Annotated in this window: 22 protein-coding genes; 9 read left to right on the top strand and 13 right to left on the bottom strand. The window is 62.7% G+C overall.

The window, feature by feature from the left end:
- Positions 1-95: 95 nt before the first annotated feature.
- Positions 96-380 (bottom strand): DUF3303 domain-containing protein, encoded by a 285-nt coding sequence (locus tag CUJ91_RS04335; protein ID WP_006048460.1) that lies wholly within the window; start codon positions 378-380, stop codon positions 96-98.
- 182 nt (positions 381-562) lie between these two features.
- On the opposite strand from CUJ91_RS04335, the gene CUJ91_RS04340 reads away from it, so the two are divergent.
- From CUJ91_RS04340 to CUJ91_RS04360, 5 genes are all read left to right on the top strand, one after another.
- Positions 563-1,927, top strand: a complete 1,365-nt coding sequence (locus CUJ91_RS04340; RefSeq protein ID WP_244230966.1) for an efflux RND transporter periplasmic adaptor subunit — start codon at positions 563-565, stop codon at positions 1,925-1,927.
- A 19-nt stretch (positions 1,928-1,946) separates the two neighbouring features.
- Positions 1,947-2,651, top strand: coding sequence for an ABC transporter ATP-binding protein (locus CUJ91_RS04345; RefSeq protein WP_107707173.1), 705 nt, complete (start codon positions 1,947-1,949; stop codon positions 2,649-2,651).
- Positions 2,652-2,672: 21 nt separating this feature from the next.
- Entirely contained in the window at positions 2,673-3,827 is a 1,155-nt protein-coding gene (locus CUJ91_RS04350; RefSeq protein ID WP_029970057.1) for an ABC transporter permease, read from the top strand.
- A 6-nt stretch (positions 3,828-3,833) separates the two neighbouring features.
- Positions 3,834-5,000, top strand: a complete 1,167-nt coding sequence (locus CUJ91_RS04355; RefSeq protein WP_114155883.1) for an ABC transporter permease — start codon at positions 3,834-3,836, stop codon at positions 4,998-5,000.
- A gap of 156 nt (positions 5,001-5,156) precedes the next feature.
- Positions 5,157-5,417 carry a hypothetical protein gene (locus CUJ91_RS04360; protein ID WP_153067613.1) on the top strand — a complete coding sequence of 87 codons (261 nt, stop codon included), beginning with the start codon at positions 5,157-5,159 and terminating at the stop codon, positions 5,415-5,417.
- Positions 5,418-5,735: 318 nt separating this feature from the next.
- Here the strand turns inward: CUJ91_RS04360 and CUJ91_RS34710 are convergent, their stop codons facing one another.
- The 5 genes from CUJ91_RS34710 to CUJ91_RS04385 all read right to left on the bottom strand — a co-directional run bounded on the left by CUJ91_RS34710 (position 5,736) and on the right by CUJ91_RS04385 (position 11,019).
- A complete protein-coding gene (locus CUJ91_RS34710; RefSeq protein WP_244230967.1) occupies positions 5,736-6,401 on the bottom strand; it encodes a CPBP family glutamic-type intramembrane protease in 666 nt (221 codons plus the stop codon).
- A complete protein-coding gene (locus tag CUJ91_RS04370) occupies positions 6,373-7,104 on the bottom strand; it encodes a transporter substrate-binding domain-containing protein (RefSeq protein ID WP_114155885.1) in 732 nt (243 codons plus the stop codon). The genes CUJ91_RS34710 and CUJ91_RS04370 overlap by 29 nt, the downstream gene beginning before the upstream one ends.
- A 159-nt stretch (positions 7,105-7,263) precedes the next feature.
- On the bottom strand, positions 7,264-8,583 hold the full coding sequence (locus tag CUJ91_RS04375) for an MFS transporter (RefSeq protein ID WP_006048452.1): 1,320 nt from the start codon (positions 8,581-8,583) through the stop codon (positions 7,264-7,266).
- A 177-nt stretch (positions 8,584-8,760) separates the two neighbouring features.
- Positions 8,761-9,519, bottom strand: coding sequence for an SDR family oxidoreductase (locus tag CUJ91_RS04380; RefSeq protein ID WP_107707167.1), 759 nt, complete (start codon positions 9,517-9,519; stop codon positions 8,761-8,763).
- A gap of 60 nt (positions 9,520-9,579) precedes the next feature.
- On the bottom strand, positions 9,580-11,019 hold the full coding sequence (locus CUJ91_RS04385; protein ID WP_114155886.1) for an aldehyde dehydrogenase family protein: 1,440 nt from the start codon (positions 11,017-11,019) through the stop codon (positions 9,580-9,582).
- Positions 11,020-11,304: 285 nt separating this feature from the next.
- Between CUJ91_RS04385 and ppa the strand changes: the two genes are divergently transcribed.
- Both ppa and CUJ91_RS04395 read left to right on the top strand, forming a co-directional pair.
- Entirely contained in the window at positions 11,305-11,832 is a 528-nt protein-coding gene (gene ppa / locus CUJ91_RS04390) for an inorganic diphosphatase (protein ID WP_006048449.1), read from the top strand.
- A 285-nt stretch (positions 11,833-12,117) separates the two neighbouring features.
- Positions 12,118-14,232 carry an FUSC family protein gene (locus tag CUJ91_RS04395; RefSeq protein WP_006048448.1) on the top strand — a complete coding sequence of 705 codons (2,115 nt, stop codon included), beginning with the start codon at positions 12,118-12,120 and terminating at the stop codon, positions 14,230-14,232.
- Between the two features lie 68 nt (positions 14,233-14,300).
- Here the strand turns inward: CUJ91_RS04395 and CUJ91_RS04400 are convergent, their stop codons facing one another.
- Positions 14,301-14,618 carry a GIY-YIG nuclease family protein gene (locus CUJ91_RS04400; protein WP_029970043.1) on the bottom strand — a complete coding sequence of 106 codons (318 nt, stop codon included), beginning with the start codon at positions 14,616-14,618 and terminating at the stop codon, positions 14,301-14,303.
- A 7-nt stretch (positions 14,619-14,625) separates the two neighbouring features.
- Positions 14,626-15,795, bottom strand: coding sequence for a GNAT family N-acetyltransferase (locus tag CUJ91_RS04405; RefSeq protein ID WP_006048446.1), 1,170 nt, complete (start codon positions 15,793-15,795; stop codon positions 14,626-14,628).
- A gap of 148 nt (positions 15,796-15,943) precedes the next feature.
- On the opposite strand from CUJ91_RS04405, the gene CUJ91_RS04410 reads away from it, so the two are divergent.
- A complete protein-coding gene (locus tag CUJ91_RS04410; protein ID WP_114155887.1) occupies positions 15,944-17,719 on the top strand; it encodes an NAD+ synthase in 1,776 nt (591 codons plus the stop codon).
- 115 nt (positions 17,720-17,834) lie between these two features.
- Entirely contained in the window at positions 17,835-18,173 is a 339-nt protein-coding gene (gene glnK / locus CUJ91_RS04415; protein ID WP_006048444.1) for a P-II family nitrogen regulator, read from the top strand.
- Between the two features lie 208 nt (positions 18,174-18,381).
- Here glnK and CUJ91_RS04420 read toward each other — a convergent pair whose 3' ends face one another.
- From CUJ91_RS04420 to CUJ91_RS04440, 5 genes are all read right to left on the bottom strand, one after another.
- The gene (locus CUJ91_RS04420; RefSeq protein WP_006048443.1) at positions 18,382-19,506 is read right to left on the bottom strand and encodes a porin; all 1,125 of its coding nucleotides are present in this window, start codon (positions 19,504-19,506) and stop codon (positions 18,382-18,384) included.
- A 640-nt stretch (positions 19,507-20,146) separates the two neighbouring features.
- A complete protein-coding gene (locus tag CUJ91_RS04425; RefSeq protein ID WP_029970039.1) occupies positions 20,147-20,926 on the bottom strand; it encodes an ABC transporter ATP-binding protein in 780 nt (259 codons plus the stop codon).
- Positions 20,927-20,967: 41 nt separating this feature from the next.
- On the bottom strand, positions 20,968-21,681 hold the full coding sequence (locus tag CUJ91_RS04430) for an ABC transporter permease (protein WP_114155888.1): 714 nt from the start codon (positions 21,679-21,681) through the stop codon (positions 20,968-20,970).
- Entirely contained in the window at positions 21,678-22,367 is a 690-nt protein-coding gene (locus CUJ91_RS04435) for an ABC transporter permease (RefSeq protein WP_006048440.1), read from the bottom strand. The genes CUJ91_RS04430 and CUJ91_RS04435 overlap by 4 nt, the downstream gene beginning before the upstream one ends.
- A gap of 311 nt (positions 22,368-22,678) precedes the next feature.
- Entirely contained in the window at positions 22,679-23,455 is a 777-nt protein-coding gene (locus CUJ91_RS04440; protein ID WP_006048439.1) for an ABC transporter substrate-binding protein, read from the bottom strand.
- Positions 23,456-23,472: the final 17 nt, after the last annotated feature.

Below are 23,472 nucleotides of genomic sequence, written 5' to 3' on the forward strand. Positions count from 1 at the left end.
TGGAGGGCACGACGATCGGCAGCGCCCGACCCTAGCCTGGAACACAAAAACAGAAGCGCATCGGTATTCCGATTAACGCCCCTGTTCCGCCAGCCTTACCTCCCCGCCTGAAACGCCGCCAACGCCTTCCCGAGTTCGTCGTCGGTGACAGCGGGCGAAATGGTGAACGTAAAGATATCGCCAAACTGCAGCACCCACGCCGCCAGGGGGGCCGTGCTGTCGGCCTCGACGATCGCGCACCCGCTCAACTCGCCGATTGCGTGCCAACGGCCGAGCATCGTGATGCCATCGGGCGGCAGCGCGCCTCCCGTCTTCATGAAACGTTCGATCGCCGATTGCTGTGCCGTCGGTAGCCCCTTCCACTGCACAATGAATTTCATTGCGGACCTCCACTTGACTCGCGACGATGCCGGCCAGTGGCAAGCCGTCATCGCAGCAGGCGCCGCAGGATGCGGCGCGTGAGAGCCTGCATCGGGCGCAGATTCTTCCTACGTTATCCGCGAGTCAATGCCGCCACTTCGGCCTTCTAAAGAATGATAGGCAGCGGCCATCCGAAGGGGAAATGCGGCGCGTAGTCTTTCTCCGCCGCGCAGCGCATCGTCGTTTTGAGCCGCCGTCCCCCACCCGCAGGCTGCCACACCAGACGCAGCGCTATACTGACTCCCCGTCCATAGCGCGAGTAGCCGGGGCAGCACGAGCGCTGCCCGGCGAACCGATAAAAAAATTGGCTGAACACGATCTCAAACGACTCAAAATCGACCGCGCGCCGGTGACTGCGCGCCGTCGGCGCAACTGGACCGGCTACGGGGTGGCCGCGCTGATCGTCGTGGGCGCGCTCGTCGTGGGCTTGCGCTTCGCCAGCCCGCGCACCGTGCAAACCACGTCGGTCGTCTCCGCTTATCCGTCGCAGAGCTACACTTTGCTGAACGCGACGGGCTACGTCGTGCCGCAACGCAAGGCGGCCCTGGCGTCGAAGGCACAAGGGCGGCTCGAATGGCTCGGGGTGCTCGAAGGCACGCATGTGAAAAAGGATGAAGTCATCGCCAGGCTGGAAAGTGCGGACGTCGAGGCGTCGCTGGCGCAGGCGAGGGCGCAGGTGAAGGTCGCACAAGCGAACCTCGCGCTGCAGGTCGCCGAACTGAAAAACGCTGAACTCAACCTGCGCCGCTCTAAGATTCTGGTGCCGAGCGGCGCGATGCCCGCGACGCAGTACGACGCCGATCTCGCGCGCTACGACAAGGCGCAGGCGTCGATCGACAACAGCCGCGCGGCCATCGTGTCGGCGCAGGCGAACGCGCAGGCCGCACAGGTCGCTGTCGATCAGACCGTGATTCGCGCGCCGTTCAACGGCGTGGTGATCGAGAAGCATGCGAACGTCGGCGACAACATCACGCCGTTTTCTCAGGCGTCCGACAGCAAAGGGGCCGTCGTCACCATCGCCGACATGGACACGCTCGAAGTCGAGGCGGATGTCGCGGAATCGAACATCGCGAAGATCGCCGTCGACGCGCCTTGCGAGATCCAGCTCGACGCGCTCCCCGAACTGCGTCTCGCAGGCCGCGTATCGCGCATCGTGCCGACCGTCGACCGCTCGAAGGCGACGGTGCTCGTCAAGGTGCGCTTCGTCGATCGCGACCCACGCGTGCTGCCGGACATGAGCGCAAAGATCGCTTTCCTGTCAAAGCCGGTGCCGCCGCAGGACCGGCGGCCCGTCGTCGCGGCGCAGCCGGCTGCCGTCGTTCAGCGCGACGGACGCAGCGTCGTCTTCGTCGTCAAGGACGAGACCGTGCATCAGGTGCCGGTCACGACGGGCGCGAAACTCGGCGACCTGATCGCACTCGACGGCGTGCGCGCCGGCGACGTGCTGGTGCGTGCGCCCGACGCGCAGTTGACGGACGGCGCGAAAGTCAACGTGGCGAAGCCATAACATGAGCGGGCAGCAAGCTATGAACCGCGCGAATGGCGCTGCGCCGCTCGTCGAGATATCGCAGCTCGTGAAGTCGTACCGGCGCGGCGTGCAGACGGTGCCGGTGCTGTCGAACATCACGCTTTCGATAGAAGAAGGCGACTTCATCGCATTGATGGGGCCGTCGGGATCAGGCAAGAGCACGCTGCTCAACCTGATTGCGGGCATCGACCGGCCCGATGGCGGCGTGCTGCGCGTGGGCGGGCTCGACATCACGCAACTGTCGGAAGCGGCGCTGGCCGACTGGCGCGCGGCCAACGTCGGCTTTATCTTCCAGTTCTACAACCTGATGCCGGTGCTGACGGCGTTCGAGAACATCGAGTTGCCGCTGATGCTCACGAGACTCACGCGCAAGGAGCGGCGCGAGCGCGTCGAGCTGGTGCTCGAGATGGTCAACCTCGCGAACCGTGCGCATCACTATCCGTCGGAGCTGTCGGGCGGACAGCAGCAGCGCGTCGCGATTGCCCGCGCAGTCATCACCGATCCGACGCTGATCGTCGCCGACGAACCGACCGGCGACCTCGATCGCACATCGGCGGAAGAAGTCCTCGCGATGCTGCAACGTCTGAACCGCGAACTGGGCAAGACCATCATCATGGTCACGCACGACGCGCATGCCGCAGGCGCCGCGAATGCGCTCGTGCATCTGGACAAAGGGGAGCTGACCGATGGCGACACACGCTGATCGGCGCGACGGCAGCCTGTCATGCACGCGCTGAAGCTGATTACGCGCAACGCGCTGCGCCACAAGCTGCGCACTGCGTTGACGGTGCTCGGGCTCACGATCGCGGTGCTGGCATACGGGCTTCTTAATACGGTAGTCGATGCATGGTATGCGGGCGCCGCGGCCGCATCGAATGCGCGCCTCGTCACGCGCAACGCCATTTCGCTGACGTTCTCGCTGCCGCTCAGCTACGAGAACCGCATTCGCGGCGTGGAAGGCGTGACGCTGGTTGCGCGCTCGAGCTGGTTCGGCGGCGTGTATCGCGAGCCGAAGAACTTCTTCGCGCAGTTCGCCGTGTCGGACAACTATCTGGACCTCTATCCCGAGTTGATCGTGCCCGCTCAACAGCGCAGCGATTACGTACGCGACCGCAAGGGCTGTCTCGTCGGCCGGCAACTCGCGACGCAGTTCGGCTTCAAGGTCGGCGACGTCATCCCGATCAAAGGCACGATCTATCCGGGCACCTGGGAGTTTGTCGTGCGCGGCATCATGGACGGCCGCGACGAATCCACCATCACGCGGCAACTCATTTTTCATTGGGACTATCTGAACGAATCGGTGCGCAAAATGCCGGGGCGGCGTGCGGATCAGGTCGGTGTCTACGTGCTGGGCATTGCTGTTCCCGAGGAGGCTGCAGCGATCTCGCGCAACGTCGACGACGTGTTCAGGAACTCCCTCGCCGAAACGCTGACCGAAACCGAGCAGGCGTTCCAGCTCGGCTTCGTCGCGATGTCGAATCAGATCATCGCGGCGATCCGCGTCGTGTCGTATGTGGTGATCGTCATCATCATGGCCGTGATGGCGAATGCGATGGCGATGAGCGCCCGCGAGCGCACCGTCGAATACGCGACGCTGAAGGCGCTCGGTTTCGGACCGGGCTTTCTCGCGCTGCTGATGTTCGGCGAATCGTTGACGCTGTGCATCGCGGGCGGCGGGCTCGGCATGCTGTTGACGCCGCCCGCCGCCAGTATCTTCCGGCAGGCAACGGGCGGTGTATTCCCCGTCTTCCACGTGTCGCGCGACACCGTGCTGTTGCAGGCGGCGTGTGCGGGTGTCGTCGGCGTGGCGGCGGCGATCATTCCGGCGATCCAGGCGGCGCGCGTGCGGATCGTCGAAGGCCTGCGGGCGATCGGGTAGCGCATCGTGGCCATTCCGCTTTCATATATCGCTCGCAACCTGTGGACCCGTCGCCTGACGACGGCGCTCACGGCGGGCGGACTCGCGCTCGTCGTATTCGTGTTCTCGACGGTGCTGATGCTCGACGCGGGCCTGAAGAAAACGCTCGTCTCGACGGGCGAAGAGGACAACGTCGTCGTGATCCGCAAGGGCGCCGAGACGGAAGTGCAGAGCGCGATCGACCGCAATCAGGCCAACGTGATCGAGATGCATCCGGCCGTCGCGATCGGCGGCGACGGACGAAGGCTCGCGTCGAAAGAGTCGGTCGTGCTGATCTCGCTCGCGAAAATCGGCTCGGGCAAGCCGTCGAACGTGGTGATACGCGGTGTGTCGCAAGCGGGCATCGGCTTGCGGCCGCAAGTGCGGCTCGCATCGGGGCGCTTCTTCACGCCGGGTTCGTCGGAGATCGTGGTCGGCAGCAGCATTGCGAAGGGCTTTGCGGGCACGCAGCCCGGCGAGCATTTGCGTTTCGCGCAGCGCGAATGGACTGTGGTCGGCACCTTCGACGCAGGCGGCAGCGGCTTCGATTCGGAGATCTGGGGCGATGCCGATCAACTGATGCAGGCGTTTCGCCGGACGAGTTATTCGTCGATGGTCGTGCGGCTTTCAGAGAGCGATCAGTTTGAGCGCTTCAGGAGCGATATCGACGTCGACCCCCGCCTCGCCGACGACGCGAAACGCGAGCGGACTTTTTACAGCGACCAGTCGAAGGCGCTGTCGACGTTCCTCAACATACTCGGCTTCACGCTGTCGGCCATCTTTTCCATTGCCGCGATGATCGGCGCGATGATCACGATGTATGCGTCCGTGGCGAATCGCGTGGCGGAGATCGGCACGTTGCGCGCGCTCGGCTTCAAGCGCGCGAACGTGCTCGCGGCGTTCCTCATCGAAGCGATGCTACTGGGGCTCGTCGGCGGACTGGCGGGGCTTGGCTGCGCAGCGTTCATGCAGTTCGCGTCGTTCTCGACAACCAACTTCCAGACCTTCGCGGACCTGTCGTTCCGCTTCATCCTGACGCCCGCTATTGTCGGGAAGACATTGGCGTTCTCGGTGACGATGGGGCTGGTCGGCGGCTTTTTGCCCGCGTTGCGCGCGTCGCGGATGAATGTTGTGGATGCGTTGCGGGCGAGGTGAGTGGATGGCGTGTGGGGGAATCGGAATTACTTTCACGAAAAGTCAGGCATTTCCAGAGGCGGCCGGTGACGAGGGGGCCTGGTCCATTGCAGCAACGCTGTAGCAGTGAGTCCGACCACTGCGGTGTACGCAATCATCACGGACCACGGAAACGGTGTGAACCTGAAAGGAGGCGGCAAGTATTTGATGAGTGGCGTGCTCGTCGTTACGTGGGCGAGCAATTGGCAGGTCATCGAAACAGAGAAGATCATCAGGGTCATGCCGCAGTTCCACGCGCGCTGTCCCTTTGGCGAAAGCGCGACTCCAAAGAGGAGCGCGATCGTTGCCGCAATAAGAAGGCTCAAAGGGCGGCCCTGCGGCATTAGGAGCGGTAACCAGCCCGCGCGGCTTGCCGCGAAAGACATTGCAAAAAAATGAAGCAGACACGAGAGACCGAGAGCGCCAATTCGAACCAGATCCCGGACCGTATGTCGCGACGGCATATGATGGCTCTCGACAAAGAAGTCGTAACTCCTTTTGCTATACACCAAGGCAATAAACAGGCCGGCGAAAGGCAGCGAAATCAATGCATTGAGCCGGAACGGAAGCGATATTGTCACAGCGGTACTGGCGACCGTCGTCCATATGTAGAGCGCTCGGCCCCGAGCGCGTCGATAGCATAAAGCGAGGCTCGCGGCCAGACGCTGTAGTCAGCGGCCGTTCGACCGGAACCCCACCTACTCAACCTTTCCCCGGCTAAAGAAAGCGCACAGCCAACACAAGCCCATTAGCCAAAGCGTGCGTAACGTACGTGCTAAAAATCGGCCGCCCTTGCTTCCTGGCCTCCACAACGAAGACCGCCGCAAGCACCGCTGCGCCCAAGACAATACTCACGACAGTACGATCCGTATAACCATGCAGGCAAGTGAATGCAATGGCTGAACAAAGTCCAGCAACCCACCACGGTTGACGGAAAACGCCCCTAACCAATCGAATCGGCAGCCATTGCCCGACTATTGTCTCCACGAATGGCATCGCGACAACGATAACGAACAGTCGCAACTCAATAGAGCGGTTCGCGAACGGTATTTCGTGCGCAGGCGGCGCGCCAAAAAACCACGATCCGACGACAATGAGCGCGATCTGCCCGAACGACATGATCGCTGCCCCTCCCACGATCAATCCCCATCGCGGCGTGTTCGTCAAGTAGTTCTTCAACTTGAAGCTAACGCCAAGTGCCGGGGCCAAAGTACATTCTCCAAACGTGCGTCCACATAATGCCGCGAGTTGGCCCAACAGTAGATGGACGAGATAGTAGTCGTCGCGGCGAATTGTTGCCGAGTAGTGCGACCTTATCGAGCGGCAGCTAATGCCTACGCCAACGCAAACAAACTCAGCGCGCGAGCGCTGGATCGATTTCATTACCCGTCAATCCAAACCTTGCCATGCTGGCGCGATGATCTTCCGAGCCCAGATATAAACGAAGTTGCCGGTTCACCGCATTAATCAGCTCGCTGTTCTTTCGATTAAACGAGAACGCTCCGAGCGGGGGCGTGTGCTGCGCACCGTCCGTTGCCCGCTTGTGCGCCACCGCCTCGAGCATTGAGCCACCGACCCGACTCGCAACTATGCGATTGCCCAACGCGGTGCTCGCATACGCATCGATCTCGCGCGAAAGGACCGCGTCAATAGCGTCGGCCTGTTGTTGAAAGATGACGATCTGCTCTTCCGATACGCCTGATGCTCTGGCCGAATCGTGTTGAACCTGTCCCGCGATGATGCCAAGGCGGGCATCGGCGCGTTCGGCGAGTGATACATAGCTGTCGAGCGCTTTCGGATTTCCAGCCTGAACGAGAAAGCCGTCGCCGATTCCCCATACAGGTACGCTGAACGCGACCATCTCCGCGCGTTCAGCCGTGACGAAGAGCGGCACATTCATGTCCCACCGGCCTGCTTGAACGCCGGGCAGCAGTTCACTGAACGTGGTCAGGTGATATTCGATCCGCGCTACACCAATCGCCCGAAGGACTGCATCGGCCAAGGCGATGTCAGCGCCTGTAGCGCTACCATCCGCGTCGGTCCAACCGAATGGCGGTTCTTCGATGTACGCAATCGTGACCTTCATCACTGTGTCTCAGGAAATGGCAATGGCAGGAAACTATGCGGATTGTTCGAGCTTTTTCTCGCTTGTGCACGCATTCCTTGTGAGCGCGACTATCGCCTAACGTTACATGTCAATGGCAATAGCCGCGCCTCACTCAAACTCGATGGTTAGCAAACCCACTCACCGATTAACCATCCTCGCCGGCACACTAATCGCCAGCAGTCCCCCAAGAACCAGAAACGCCGCGAGCATATACATCCCCGAATCATTAGCCGCAGTCGCCTGCTTCAACCACCCCACCGCATACGGACTCAAAAACCCCGCAAGATTGCCAATCGAATTAATCATCGCAATCCCGGCCGCGGCACCCGTTCCCGCAAGAATCGCCGTCGGCAAACTCCAGAACAGCGGCAACGTAGTGAGAATGCCCATCGTCGCAAGCGTGAGAGAAGCCATCGCGAGCACCGTGTTGTGCGTGTACACCACCGAAAGCACCAGTCCAACCGCCCCCGCAAATGCCGGCAACGCAATATGCCAGCGACGCTCGCGCATGCGGTCCGCGCTGCGCGCAACCAGCACCATCGCCACCACCGCCGCCGCGAACGGAATCGCGGAGAGCAGGCCGATCGCGAACGCATCCGTCACGCCGGTCGCCTTAATGATCGTCGGCAGCCAGAAGCTCACGCCATACAAACCCATCACGAACGAAAAGTAAGTGAGGCTAAGCATCAGCACGCGGCCGCTCGTCAGCACCTGGCGAATCGGCATGTCGTGCTTGGTCGCTTCTTCCGCGGAAACGTGGCGCTGCAGCAGTTCCTTTTCTTCGTCGGTCAGCCACTTGGCCTTCGAAATACGATCATCGAGTGCGACGAAAACCAGAATGCCCACCAGCACCGACGGCAGCCCTTCGAGCAGAAACAGCCACTGCCAGCCGTGCCAACCGTTCACGCCATTGAACGTCTTCAGGATATAGCCCGACACCGGCCCGCCGATCACTCCCGAGAGCGCAATCGCCGTCATGAACCACGTCGTCATGCGTCCGCGCCGATGCGACGGATACCAGTAGGTGAGATACAGAATGATGCCGGGAAAGAAGCCGGCTTCGGCAATACCGAGCAGAAAGCGCATCACGTAGAACATGGTCGGCGTGGTGACGAACATGGTCAGCATGGAGATCACGCCCCACGACACCATGATCCGCGCAATCCACACGCGCGCGCCCACCTTGTGCAAAATCACATTGCTTGGGATCTCGAAGAAAAAGTAGCCGACGAAGAAAATGCCTGCGCCAAAGCCATAAACCGCATCGCTCAGGCCGAGATCGCTCGTCATTTGCAGCTTCGCGAAGCCGACGTTCACGCGGTCGAGATACGCGACCACGTAGCAGAGCATCAGGAGCGGCGCGAGCCGCCAGTTGACCTTGCGATAGGTCGCCTCTTCGAAAGTGGAAGGCGGCGCTCCCGCGCCGGGATGGTGGAGCGGATCTGCGGGACTAGCCATGGTGTCTCCTCTTTTCTTGTGGAATTGAAGTGCCGCGTCGATCGATTCTAGCCGTGCGGCGCGGCTCGCACGTCAATTAGATACCGGGGGAAAACACTGAGCCCCGCAAGCGCCGTACGTGAACGGCGCTTGCTCAGGGCAACGCCACCAACGCCAAACCCAACGCCAGAGCTGCGACTACACGCAGCGCCCGCCATCCACTTCCAGACACACGCCGGTGATGAACTCCGCTTCGTCCGAAGCCAGATAGAGCGCGGCGTTCGCGATGTCCTGCGGCGTCGAAAAGCGTCCCAGCGGAATGCCCGCGAGAAAGCGCTTGCGGTTCTCAGGCGTATCTTCGACGCCCATGAATTCGGACAGCAAAGCCGTTTCGCCGATCACCGGATTCACGCAGTTCACGCGGATGCGGTCCGGCCCGAGTTCCACCGCCAGCGACTTGCTCGCGATGATCACCGCGCCCTTGCTGCCGTTGTACCAGACGAGTCCGGGGCGCGGCCGCACGCCCGCCGTCGACGCGATATTGATGAAGCTGCCGCCGCCTTGCTCGCGGAAATACGGCACGAACTCCTGCACGCTCCAGTAGATGCTTTTGACGTTCACCGCGTACACGCGGTCGAACTCGGCTTCGGTCACTTCGAGCACCGGCTTGTTGCGATGCGTGGTGCCCGCATTGTTGACGACGATCTGCACGCTGCCGAAGTCTTCGAGCGCCGCCTCGCGCAGCTTTTGCCAGTCCTCGCGTTGCGCGACGTTGCCCGTCACTGCAATCGCCTTGCCGCCCGCCAGCGCGATTTCGCTCGCGACGCGCTCGGCGGCGGGGCCGTTGAGATCGTTGACGACGACGTTCGCGCCTTCGCGCGCGTAGGTCTTCGCGATGCCTTCGCCGAAACCCGAGCCGCCACCCGTGACGATGGCCGTTTTACCTGTCAACCGCATGATGTCTCCATTGTTTGTCGTAGATGTTGATGCGTAAGTCGGGGCATGCAGAGACACGAACTAGCCGTGCCGGATCGCAATCGTCTTCAGCACCGTAAAGCCATACAGCGCCTCGAATCCTTTCTCGCGTCCGTGGCCCGAATGTTTGACGCCGCCAAACGGCAATTCGACGCCGCCGCCCGCGCCATAGTTGTTGATGAACACCTGGCCCGAGCGCAGACGTCGCGCGAGACGCATCTGGCGCGCGCCGTCGCGTGTCCAGATGCCGGCCACCAGGCCGAATTGCGTGCCGTTGGCGAGCGCGAGCGCTTCCTCTTCGTCGCTGAAGGACATGGCGGCGAGCACGGGGCCGAATACTTCGTCGCGGGCAAGGCGGTGGCTCGCGGGCACGTCGCGCAACAACGTGGGCGCCTGATAGAAGCCGCTTTCCGGCGCCTCGGGAATCACTTCGCCGTGCGCGGCCATCGCGATGCCGTCATGCTGCGCGTCGGACAGAAAGTCCCACACGCGCTGCTGCTGTTTCGCGTTGATGAGCGGCCCGCAATCCAGATCCGCATGCGACGGACCGACGCGCAGCGCGTTAAACGCGCCGCTCAGCCGGTCGAGCAGCGGCTCGTAAATCGCGCGGTCGATCAGCACGCGGCTGCCCGCCGAACAGGTTTGCCCGGCGTTCTGCACGATCGCGGAAACGAGCACGGGCAGCGCGGCGTCGAGGTCCGCATCGGCGAAAACGATTTGCGGGGATTTGCCGCCCAACTCGAGGGTGACGGGCACGTGGTTCTCGGCGGCCATTTGCGTGACGAGCTTGCCGGTTTCGGGCGAGCCGGTGAACGAAATATGATCGATGCCCGGATGACGCGCGAGCGCCGCTCCCGCGTCGTGTCCATAACCGGTGACGACATTGAGCGCGCCTGCGGGCAGGCCCGCTTCGGCCGCCAGTTCGGCGACGCGCAGCACCGAAAGGCACGCGTCTTCGGCGGGTTTGACGACGCACGCATTGCCCGCCGCGAGCGCCGCGCCCACGCTGCGCCCGAAAATCTGCATCGGATAATTCCACGGCACGATGTGGCCGGTCACGCCGTGCGGCTCGCGGATCGTCATCACCGTGTAGCCGGCCTGGTAGGGCAGCGTCTCGCCATGCAGCTTGTCGGCTGCGCCCGCGTAGAACTCGAAGTAGCGCACGAGCGCCGCCGAATCGGCGCGCGCCTGCTTAAGCGGCTTGCCGGTATCGCGTGCTTCGAGCTGCGCCAGTTCTTCCTGATGCGCGGCGACGAGCATCGACAGCCGGTACAGCACGCGTCCGCGTTCGGCCGCGCTCGCCGCGCCCCATGCACCTTCGAACGCGCGGCGCGCGGCGTGCACGGCGGCGTCGATGTCCGCCGCTGTGCCGCGCGCGAGTTGCGTGAACGGCTGGCCGTCCGAGGGATCGAGCACGGCGATGGTCTCGCCGCCTGAAGCAGCGGCCCACTCGCCGCCGATGAAGTGTCGGGCTTCTTCCATTCAGACTCCTTGACATGTCCGCAACCGGCGCACGTTCCACAGAAGTTCGACGGAACGCTGAACGAACGCCGTTACGCGGTGTTCATAAACGAGAGGCACAATCGAGCGACGCCTGATGATTATCGCGCCGATCCGCCGACGGATGCCATCGGCCGATTGGCTATAATGGCGCATTCCGCACTGTCCGGCCGCAGCGCTCGCGTTCGGGGCGAGTTTTCATCATGCATCGCCTCGGGCCACGCGCCGCATGCCGTGCTCCGAATTCCATCTGACCAGAGAGCGCTCATGAGCTTCAATAACGTCCCCGCAGGGAAAGACCTTCCGCAAGATTTCAACGTCATCATCGAAATCCCGGCGCAAAGCGACCCGGTGAAGTACGAAGCCGACAAGGACCTGGGCCTGCTCGTCGTCGACCGTTTCATCAGCACCGGCATGCGCTATCCGGCCAACTACGGCTTCATTCCGCAAACGCTGTCGGGCGACGGCGACCCGGTCGACGTGCTGGTGATCACGCCGTTCCCGCTGCTGGCAGGCTCGGTGGTTCGCGCCCGCGCGCTCGGCATGCTGCAAATGACCGACGAATCGGGCGTGGACGCGAAGCTGATTGCCGTGCCGCACGACAAGATCTGCCCGATGACCGCAAGCCTGAAGTCGATCGACGACGTGCCGGCCTACCTCAAGGACCAGATCAAGCACTTCTTCGAGCAATACAAGGCGCTGGAGAAGGGCAAGTGGGTGAAGGTCGAAGGCTGGGCCGACATGGAAGCCGCGCACAAGGAAATCAGCGAAGGCGTGGCGAACTACAAGAAGTAAATGGCTCTGGCGCGCCGATGAGATCGAATCATCGGCCCGCCAAGTAAGACGCCAGACGCCAGCCAGGTGCACAAAACCGCGCGAGCCGGAACGGGCCGCGCGGTTTTTTATTGCAATTGCAGCCGAGGCACGCTCGTATAGCCCAACTGCATCGCGCGGATGAACCGAAGCCATTTTTATATCCAGGTATAAACCCTTATGATTTGTGACCGCGTCGGATTGTCCCGACCGCGGCCCAATCTGCCATTGCCCAGCCACACGCCGCCTCAGGAGCCCACTGTCCGGATGACGAACCGCAAGTCCAACACGCCGCGTCCCTTGCCTCGCTGGTCGAATCGGCTGTATGCGATCGCCACGGCGATCTATCGCAAGCGGCCGGTGTGGATGGTGTCGTTCTCCGCCAGCGAGGCCAGTCTCTCCGAAGGCTTGCGCGCCGCGTGCGCATCGACGGCGATGCTCGCGCTCGGCAACTTGCTGCACGATCCGGTCTTCGCGTGGGCCGCGATCGGCGCGTTCTGGACCTGTCTCGCCGATGCCGCCGGTTCAAACCGCGCCCGCTTTGCATCGATGATGGGCTTCGCGCTGCTCTCCACCGCATGCGGCGGGCTCACCGCTTTCGCGTCGGCGAGCGGCACGGTGGTTGCCGCGCTCGCAGTCCTCGTCTTCACGAGCCTTGGCGCGTTCGGCCGCATCTGGGGCGCGGCGACCTCGCAAGTGACGATTCTCGCCGCGACCGCCTGCGTCGTGATGGTCGACCGGCCGATGCACGACGTCCGCGAAGGGCTCGCGTTTCTCGGCGTCTATCTGATCGGCTGCCTGTTCGCGGTCGCGTTGAGCCTGACCGTGTGGCGCATTCAGCCGTTTGGCGCAAGCCGCGCTTCGTTACGCACGGTGTATCTGCGGCTCGCGGACATTGCGTTCGACAGCGCGCGTCTGCTGCAGCAGCGCAGCACGCCGCGCGAATGGGCGACGCATGCCGCGCAGTTTCGCGCCGATGCGCGCGCGGCGCTCGAGCGCTCGCGCAAGGCGCTGGCGCGCGTGCCGCCGACGCGAACCGCCGCGCGCGAGACCTACGACGCGCTGCTCGGCTTGCTGACGGAAGGCGAGGCGTTGTTCGCGTATCTGATCGCCGTCTCCGGCGCGTGCGAAAAAATGCCCGGCGACGAACACCACGCTCGCCACATCAGACGCGCGGCGCGTCTTCTCACGGCGCTGGGCGAGACGCTGCGCAACATCGGCGCCGATGCAAACGAAGCGCGCTGGACGCATCTCGTGAAATTGCAGTTGCGCTTGCGCCGGCTCGCGCGGCGTCTTGAAACCGCGCTGATGGAGCCGGTCAAGCTGAAGTCCGACTTCGAACTCGTCGACTTCACGCCGGTACAGGCGCCGCCGCATTTCTTAGGGAGTGTCGCGATCACGTTGGCGCGGGTCTGGTCGACGCTGAAGGCAAACCTGTCGCTGGAGTCGGTCGGCTTGCGCCATGCGGCGCGCGTCGGCGTGACGACGACCGCGGGCTTTGTCGTGATCCGCGTGCTCGGCTTGCCGTTCGGCTATTGGGCGACCATGGCGACGCTGCTGATCTTGCAACCTTCGATTGCCGCGACCTGGCCGCGCAGCATCGAGCGCGCGGCGGGCAGCATTGTCGGCGGCGTGCTGGCGGCGGGCATCGGCTATGCGATTCATTCGCCGCTCGGCATTTCGCTCGCGGTCTTTCCGCTGGTGATGGCGACGATGGCCTTGCGCCCCGTCAGCTACAGCTTGTTCGTGTTGTTCCTCACGCCGACGTTCGTGCTCGTGGCCGACTTCGCGACGCCCGGCGCGAGCGAGATCGCGTATGCGCTCACGCGGCTCGGCAACAATGTGCTCGGCTGCGTGCTCGCGCTGTTCGCCACGTTCTATCTATGGCCGACGCGCGAGAAAACCGATTACCGCGCGTATCTCGGCGACGCCGTGCGCGCCAATCTGGCGTATCTGCTTGCCGCGCTCGAATCGCCGCGTCGCACGGAAAAGGATATGGAGCGCCTGCGCAGGGCGGCGGGCCTCGGCAGCAATAACGCCGAAGAGGCGATCGCGCGGATTCGCCTCGAAAAGCTGGAGCACTCGATGGTCGACACGGTCACGCTGACGGTGCTGAGCGTGCTGCGCAAGATGGCGGGCACGGCGACGCAGTTGCGCTTGAGCGCGAACCGGCGTGAAGCTCACGATGTGCACGCCGAGCTTCGCGCGTGGGTGGAGGCGGTGAGCGCGGACATCGAGGCGTCGCTGAATCGCGCGATCGTGCCGCTACGGCATGAACTGCCGGCGCGCGAGCGTTTGACATCGCTCGAAGCGGATGCAGTGGGCGAGCTTGCGTTGATGCAGCGCTTGCTGACGGAGCGGATGCGCGAAGCGCGGGGGTGATTGGGCGTTAATGAAGCGTGGCTGACGGTGGCACAGTCACCGCCAACTGCTCAGCGAACGCACGCCGTTCACGCCGCGTCGCCTTCGACTTCATCATCATCCAGAGCCGGCTCAGGCTCCGGCATCACCGACTCGAGCGTCCGCCCACCCGCCGCCAGCGTCCGCTTCTGCGCGGGCGTCAAGCGCTTCACCCAATACTCGGCGCGCGACGCGCTCGAACGATCCGCCAGTTCGAACGATGCCAGCACGCGCACCGGCTTGCGCGAACGTGTATAGCGCGCGCCCGCGCCGCTGACGTGCTTTTCGAAACGCGCGTCGACGTCGGTGGCGATGCCGGTGTAGACGCTGCCGTCCGAACATTCGAGCAGATAGAGAAACCACGCCACGGACGCGTCAGCCTTTGAACGGATTGTGTTCGCGCAGCTCGTCCACATAAGCGTGGATGCTGTTCTTTTCGTTGTCGAGGAAGTGGCCGACCGCATCGGCGAAAGCGGGATGCGCGAGCCAGTGCGCCGAGCGCGTCACTGTGGGCAGGAAGCCGCGCGCCATTTTGTGTTCGCCTTGCGCGCCGCCTTCAAAGGCCCCGAGCTTTTCTTCGATGCAGAACTCGAGCGGCTGATAGTACGCGGTCTCGAAGTGCAGACAGGGCACATGTTCGAGCGCGCCCCAGTAACGGCCGTACAGCGTGCCGCCGGTTTTCGCATCGCGCTGATACACGACGAGCGAACTCGCGATCGGCTTGCCTTCGTACTCGGCGATCACGAGCAGCAGATTCTCCGGCATCGACGCGCCGATCATGCGGAAAAAATCGAGGTTCAGATACGGCGTCGAAAAGTGCTCGCGATAAGTCTGCCGATAGCACTTGCTGAAGAAGCGCCAGTCCGCGTCCTGAATGTCCTCGCCGCGAATACGGCGCATCGTGATGCCGGCGTCGTGGACTTTGCGGCGTTCCGCGCGGATGTTCTTGCGCTTCTTCTGTTCGAGCGTCGAAAGGAAATCGTCGAAGTCGCGATAGCCGTCGTTCAACCAGTGAAACTGCACGCCTTCGCGCTGCATCATGCCCATCTCGGTGAGCGCGTTGGCTTCGGTTTCGGTCGGAAAGAGCACATGCAGCGACGACACGTCGGCCTGCTCGGCGAACGCCATCAACGTCGCGGCAAGGTGGCGCAACGCGTGCGAATCGGCGGCGAGCAGGCGGTTGCCTTGCACCGGCGTGAACGGCACGGCGCACAGCAGCTTCGGGTAGTAGGGCAAGCCGTTGCGCTTGTAGGCGTCGGCCCAGGCCCAGTCGAACACGTACTCGCCGTATGAGTGGCCCTTCAGATAAACCGGCGCGGCCGCGGCGAGCTTGCCCGTGAGCGGGTCGGTCAGCGTGACGAATTGCGGCGCCCAGCCGGTGTCCGCGACCGCGCAACGGGTCGCGTGCAGCGCGCTCAGGAACTCATGCCGTAGAAACGGCGTGGGTTGCGTCTGCTGCGCGAGGAGGGCGTTCCATTCGGCGGCGTCAACCTCGGAGGGCGACGCCAGAATGCCCGTGCGATAATCAAAGCGTTCCTGATTCAATCTGTGTGACTGTCCCAATGAGCGACGCGGTCCGTCAAGCACGTACTGCGTCGTTCGTTTATCCGAGTTGTCCGTTCCGTCGAGCCCACAACAAGCCGCTTTATTTGCAAGCCCTCCGCAAGCCTTTCGCTTGCCCGTCGATCCTGCCATGAAGACACGAATCGCTCTTGCTCAAATCAATGTCACCGTCGGCGACTTCGCCGGCAACGTCGCGAAGATCGTCGCCGCCGCGCGTGACGCGCACAGCGCCGGCGCGAAGCTGCTGGTCGCGCCCGAACTCGCGCTGTCCGGCTATCCGCCCGAAGATCTGCTGCTGCGCCCCGCGTTTTATACCGCAAGCGCTGCTGCGTTGGCGGACCTCGCGCAACAACTCAAGCAGTTCGCCGGCTTGCATGTGATCGTCGGTCATCCGTTGCGCGACGCTGCTGACAGTGTTGCCAACAGCGCGGCGAGTGGTCATGGTAATGCAAACGCGCCGATCCAGCGCGGCGTGCCGCCGGTCGACACGTTCAACGCGGCGTCGCTGGTGGTGGACGGCCGGATCGCCGGCACGTATCGCAAGCAGGATTTGCCCAATACGGAAGTGTTCGACGAGAAGCGCTACTTCGCGTCCGACGCGCAGCCGTTCGTCTTCGAACTCGACGGCGTGAAGTACGGCGTGGTGATCTGCGAAGACGCGTGGCATGCGTCGGCCGCGCAAATGGCGAAAGCCGCGGGCGCGCAAGTGCTGCTGATCCCGAACGGCTCGCCGTTTCACCTGAACAAGGAAGCGGTGCGCTTCGACATCCTGCGTGCGCGGATTCGCGAGACCGGGTTGCCGATGGTCTATGTGAACATGGTCGGCGCGCAGGACGAACTGGTGTTCGACGGCGGCTCGTTCGTGCTCGACGCGCAAGGCGAACTGGTCGCGAAGATGCCGCAGTTCGAGGAAGCGACGGCGTTCGTGGAGTTTGAAAACGCGGTGCCGTTGCGCGGTCATGGCGGTGAAGCGAAGGCCAACGACGCGCAGCTCTTCAGCGGCGCAACCGGCGCCAACCCAGCAATCGCCCCCGAGCTTTCGTTGGAGGCACAGGTCTACGCGGCGCTCGTCATCGGCGTGCGCGACTACGTCAACAAGAACGGTTTCCCTGGCGCGCTGATCGGCCTCTCGGGCGGCGTCGATTCAGCGCTCGTGCTGGCGGTCGCGTGCGACGCGCTCGGCGCGGATCGGGTGCGCGCGGTGATGATGCCCTCGCGCTACACGGCCGACATCTCCACCACCGACGCCGCCGAGATGGCCCGCCGCGTCGGCGTGCGCTACGACGAAATCGCGATCGCGCCGATGTTCGACGCGTTCCGCAGTTCGCTCGCGCAGGAATTCGAAGGACGCCCGGAAGACGCCACCGAGGAAAACATCCAGGCCCGCATCCGCGGCACGCTCTTGATGGCGCTGTCGAACAAGTTCGGCTCGATCGTCCTCACGACCGGCAACAAGAGCGAGATGGCGGTGGGCTACTGCACGCTTTACGGCGACATGGCCGGCGGCTTTGCGGTGATCAAGGACATCGCGAAGACGCTCGTTTATCGGCTGTGCCACTACCGCAATCAGGCCACGGCCTTCGACACGCAGAACGTGATTCCCGAGCGCATTCTGACGCGCGCGCCCTCCGCGGAATTGCGCGAGAACCAGACCGACCAGGACAGCTTGCCGCCCTATGACGTGCTCGACGCGATCATGCGCATGTACATGGAAGAGGACCGCTCGCTCGCCGAAATCATCGCCGCGGGTTATGCGGCCGACGACGTGAAGCGCGTCACGCGGCTCATCAAGATCAACGAGTACAAGCGCCGCCAGGCGCCGATCGGCATTCGCGTCACGCATCGCGCGTTCGGCCGCGACTGGCGCTATCCGATCACGTCGCGCTACACCGAACCGGTGGAATGAATCGGAGCCGCGGGCATTGCGACGCACGCCGGACTGCCGCAACGCATCCGGCGCGGCGTAGAATAAAAATCATCCATTTCCCTTTCACTCTTCCAGTCACGAGACGAGGTTCGCCATGAAGCGCATCACCGCAGTCATCAAACCGTTCAAACTCGACGAAGTGCGCGAGGCGCTCGCTGAAGTCGGCCTCACGGGCCTGACCGTCACCGAAGTCAAAGGATTTGGCCGGCAGAAAGGCCATACCGAGCTCTATCGTGGTGCAGAGTATGTGGTCGACTTTCTGCCGAAGGTGAAGATCGAGGTCGTCGTCGCGGATAACCAGTGCGACCAGGTGATCGACGCGATCATCGGCGCGGCACGCACCGGCAAGATCGGCGACGGCAAGATTTTCGTCGCGGACGTGGAGCGCGTGATTCGCATCCGTACCGGCGAAGAAAACGAAGCGGCCGTCTAAGCGGCTCGCGCACCGAAGCGGTGCGCCGGCGCGAGCAGGAGACTTTGCGCAACGTCGACAGAACTCGCGAAGCCTTCGCGCCAATAAAAAACGGTGCGATACCCTTTCGGACATCGCACCGATACGCGCCTCTCGCAGCAGCGTGAAAAAGATTCTCTTGAAGAACTTCTAAGCCCCGAAGGCGCCGCCTTCGGGGAACACCGTTCGATTAGAACGAGTGTTGAATGCCTGCGTACACGCCGGTCTGGCTGTGGCCCGGCAGCGGGTTCTCGTTGTACGAGACCGTGCCGTCCGAAGCGGTGATGTTGCCGCCACGGCCTGCGTTGTTCGCATCCAGACCGAAGTTAGCCGACTTGCTGTTACGCACGGTCGCGACCTGGATGTCCAGCAGCGTGCGCTTGGACAGGTTGTACGAACCGCCGATCGTGTAGATCGTTGCGTTGCCGCCGCCCTTGTTCGCGTTCACGTGATACACAGCCGCGATCAGTGCTGCAGCCGGCGTGGCTTGCCACGTCACACCGCCCCATTCGTGATCGAGCGAGGTCGGCGCAGCGTTTACCGCGCTGGCAGCCGCGGACGTGCGCACTGCCTGATACGCGCCCTGGATCTTGAACTGACCGAGGAACACGTTGAACGCAGCCGTGTACTCGCGCGATGCCGTGAACGGGTCCGTGAAGTTGCCGTTGGTGTTGTTGCGGATTTCGTCGTACATGCCGCGCAACTGGAACAGCGACGAGGTGTACGTCACTTGCAGACCGGCTTCGCGGCCTTGCGGCGTCGTGCCGTTACCGTTCCAGTTCGTCGCGTTCGACAGCGCGTACTGACCGTACACGTCAAAGCCGTAGAACTTCGGCGACTGGTAAGCGATGTTGTTGCTCGATTGCGGCCAGTTGCGGCCACGCACCAGCGACGCCGACGACCAGTTCGACTGACCGAACGGGTCGAAGTCCCACACGCCGTTCGAGATGAAGAGCATGCGGCCCATCGTCAACGTACCGTATGCGCTGTTCGACAGACCGACCGTTGCCCAGCGATTGAAGAGACCGCCGCCGCCAGGACCCTGACCGTTCATCGTGTTGAACGAGCCTTCCAACTGGAACAGGACCTTATTGCCGCCGCCGATATCCTCGACGCCCTTCATGCCCCACAGGCTCGTGCCCCAGTCACCACTTTCCGCGCGAAAGCGCGAGGTTGAACCGGTATAGTTGGCGTTCGGCAGGCCGCTGATGTATTCGAGACCTGCGTCCAGGCGGCCATACAGCGTTACGCTGCTTTGGGCATGTGCAACAACCCCGGCCGACATCAGCGCAGCGGCGAGCAAAGCTTTCTTCATCTTCTCCTCCATACCCTGTCAAAAAGTGAAACCCAGTACTGCGAATGGTGTTCGGACGCGAGTTGCGCCGAACAGAAATCGGTACCAGGGAGATTAGCGGGCGGATTGGTCTCCTATCCTGACGTGCAGCCTTGGGGCTGTCTGGTCGTCATGCCGATCCCTCGCCGACCGGTTCTCCTCTGTGCTTTGAAGTAAAACTACTTTTAATGAACTTAGTTTTGCTACTTTGGTTACTAATTTATCAAAAATACACTTGAGTGTGAGAAGAAATTAGTACCGGCGTTGACCTGTGTCTCCAAATTGCAATACCGATGTGGGCAAAGACCCATTGCCGCCTGTGTCAAAACGGCTAAAGCCCTTATGCGACAAGGGAATCACGGATCGACGGGGGCAAGATTAAGGATTGCCACTATTGACGCTTCGGATACGGCAGGGTAGGGGCGAAAAGACGCGTTGGGAGGCTTGTACGCGACGGTTTCGCGGCCGAAAAGCGCGGATTACACAGGTGACCGAAACAAAAAAGGCGCTCGTAAGCGCCTTGTAAAAAGTACTTCGACTACAGCCCGGTCATGAGGCGTTGCGATGAGTCATCGCCAAATCTCAAATACCAGGCTGTGCGATATGTTTTGCTACCGCATTGCTATTTCAGACTGCCGGACAGGAACTGCTTCAGGCGCTCACTGCGCGTGTTTTTGAACACGTCGTCGGGGCGGCCTTCTTCTTCGACGCGCCCTTGGTGCAGGAACATCACGTGGTTCGACACGTTTCGCGCAAACGCCATTTCGTGCGTGACGACGATCATGGTGCGGCCTTCCTCGGCGAGCGTCTGCATGACCTTGAGCACTTCGCCGACGAGTTCGGGGTCGAGCGCGGAAGTCGGTTCGTCGAACAACATCACGTCGGGATGCATCGCCAATGCGCGCGCGATCGCCACGCGCTGCTGCTGACCGCCCGACAGATGCGACGGATACTGCTTCTCGAGACGCGGCGCGAGGCCCACTTTCTCGAGATATTCGCGCGCGCGGTCTTCGGCTTCCTTGCGCTTTAGGCCGAGCACATGCACGGGCGCCTCGATGATGTTCTCGAGCACGTTCATATGCGACCACAAGTTGAAGTGCTGAAACACCATCGACAGTTTGGTGCGCACGCGCTGCAACTGTTTCGGGTCGGACACGCGCAGCGCGCCCTGGTTGTTCTTTTGCGTGCGCACTTCTTCGCCGTCCACGAAGATGCGGCCGGCGTTCGGCTGTTCGAGGAAGTTGATGCAGCGGAGCATCGTGCTCTTGCCCGAACCGGACGAGCCGATCACGCTGATGACGTCGCCGGCGTTCGCCTTCAGCGAAACACCTTTGAGGACTTCGTTATCGCCGTACTGTTTATGAAGTTCGTCGACGAAAAGCTTTTGCTTCGTGTTGTTCATCGGGGTCCTTGGGCGTGCTTAACCGCGGGGCGTGTGCCCGCTTATTTGCCTTGCGGCCGCAGGTAAGCGAGCCAGCGGCGCTCGGCGCGGCGGAACAGCCACACGAGCGCGAAAGAAATGCACAGATAGAGCAGGGCGGCAATGCCGAACGCGTTGAACGACTGATACGTCGCCGAGTTCACGTCGCGCGCGATCTTCAGAATGTCCGGCACGGTCGCGGTGAAGGCGACGGTCGTGGCGTGCAGCATCAGAATGACTTCGTTGCTGTAGTACGGCAGCGCGCGGCGCAGCGCCGACGGCAAAATCACGCGCCGGTACAGCGTGAACGACGACATGCCATACGCGCGCGCCGCTTCGATTTCGCCGTACGGCGTGGCCTTGATCGCGCCCGCGAAAATCTCCGTGGTGTACGCGCAGGTGTTCAGCGTGAAGGCGAGCAGCGTGCAATGCATGCCGTCGCGGAAGAACGCGTTGGTCAGCTCGTGATTGCGGATGACTTCGAGGCTGTACAAGCCCGTGTAGCACAGCAGCAACTGCACATAAAGCGGCGTGCCGCGAAAGATGTACGTGTAAAGCCACACGAGACCGGCGAGCCATTTCCTCTTCGAGACGCGCGCCACCGCAAGCGGGATCGACAGGCAGAAGCCGAGTCCGATCGACACCACCAGCAGCCACAGCGTGATCGTGAGACCCGTGAAGCGGTAGCCGTCCGTGTAGAGATAATTGCGCCAGTATTCCTGAATGATCTCGATCATAGATCCGCCTTTCGCACGCCGGTCGAGTAACGCTTTTCGAGGTACATCAGCACGAAGTTCGACACTGTGGTGATGACGAGATAGATCGCCCCCGCAAGCAGGGTAAAGAAGAAGAACCGCAACGTGCCCTTGCCCGCATCTTGCGAAGCCTTGACGACGTCCGCGAGTCCGATGATCGACACGAGCGCCGTGGCCTTCACCATCACCTGCCAGTTATTGCCGATGCCGGGCAGCGCGAAGCGCATCATCTGCGGGAACATGATGCGCGCGAACACCTGCCAGCTCGTCATACCGTAGGCCGCGCCGGCTTCGAGCTGACCGCGCGGCACCGCGAGAAAGGCGCCGCGGAAGGTTTCGGTGAAGTACGCGCCGTAAATGAAGCCGAGCACCGCGACGCCGGCCACGAACGGGTCGATGTCGATCTGGTCCCAGCCGAGCAGGTCGGTCAGATTGTTGAGCCAGATCTGGATGCTGTAGAACAGCAGCAGCATCAGCACGAGGTCGGGCACGCCGCGCACGAGCGTCGTGTAGACGGTGCCGGCGCCGTGCGAGAAGCGGTTCTTCGACAGTTTCGCCGCCGCGCCGAGAAGGCCCAGCAAGAAAGCGAGCGCCAGTGACAACACCGCCAGCTTGACGGTTTGCCAGGTGCCGTTGAGAAGCAGCGGGCCGTAGCCTTGAAGGAACATAGGGGGTCCTTGACGATGCGCTTGCGGCACACCGCGAAAGACGCGGGCGGCCTGGCGCCGCATGTACCGCGAGCGTGGCTCGCCGTGATCCGCGGCGCACAGCGCACCGCTGTGCAAATCATGACTGCATGGCCGTTGCCGGTCCTGCAGCGCGCTTTTCGACTCTCTTTGAAACTAGACCGACTGTATTACGAAGCCTCGCGAGCGCCCATGCGGGCGAGCCCGAGTCTTCTCATTGCTGCGATTGCTGCATCTGATGGGAGCGGCGCTGGTGCCCAAAGGCGGCGCTCCGACGGTGCCCAGGTGCGTGCTCAGTGTGCCGGATAGATCTCGACGTCGAAGTACTGCTTTTCGAGCTTCGTGAACGTGCCGTCCTGATGAATCTGCGCGAGCGCCTTGTTGAACATCGCCTTCAGTTCGGCATCGTCCTTGCGCAGACCGATGGCCGTGCCTTCGCCGATGGTCTTCGGGTCCTTCACTTCCGGGCCCGCCCACGCGAAGCCCTTGCCGCGCGGCGTCTTCAGGAAACCGGCGTCGGCCTGGATTTCGTCCTGCAACGCGGCGTCGAGCCGGCCGGACGTGAGATCGGCGTAGACCTGATCCTGGTTCTGATAGGGCACCACGGTCACGCCCTTCGGCTCCCAATACGCCTTGGCGTACGCTTCCTGGGTCGTGCCCTGCTCGACGCCGACGCGCTTGCCCTTCAGCGATTCAGCCGTGGGCAGCAGCGGCGAGCCGGCTTTGGCGATCATGCGCGCGGGGGCGTCGAAGAGCTTGTCGGAGAAGTCGATCTGCTCGCGGCGCTTGTCCGTGATGGTCAGCGACGACACGATCGCGTCGAACTTCTTGCCCTTCAATGCCGGGATGATGCCGTCGAAATCCTGCTCTACCCACACGCATTTGACGTTCATTCGCGCGCACAGCGCCTTGGTCACGTCGACGTCGAACCCGACGACCTGGCCGCTGGCCGCCTTCGATTCGAACGGCGGATAACTGGCGTCAACCCCGATGCGTACGGTTTTCCATTCTTTGGCCATGGCGCCGGTGGCCATGACGGCGAGCGCTACGCACAGTGCGAGCTTCTTCATGTTTCTCCTGGGTCAAA

Source organism: Paraburkholderia graminis, from assembly GCF_003330785.1.
In the GTDB taxonomy this organism is placed as follows: Bacteria; Pseudomonadota; Gammaproteobacteria; order Burkholderiales; family Burkholderiaceae; genus Paraburkholderia; species Paraburkholderia graminis.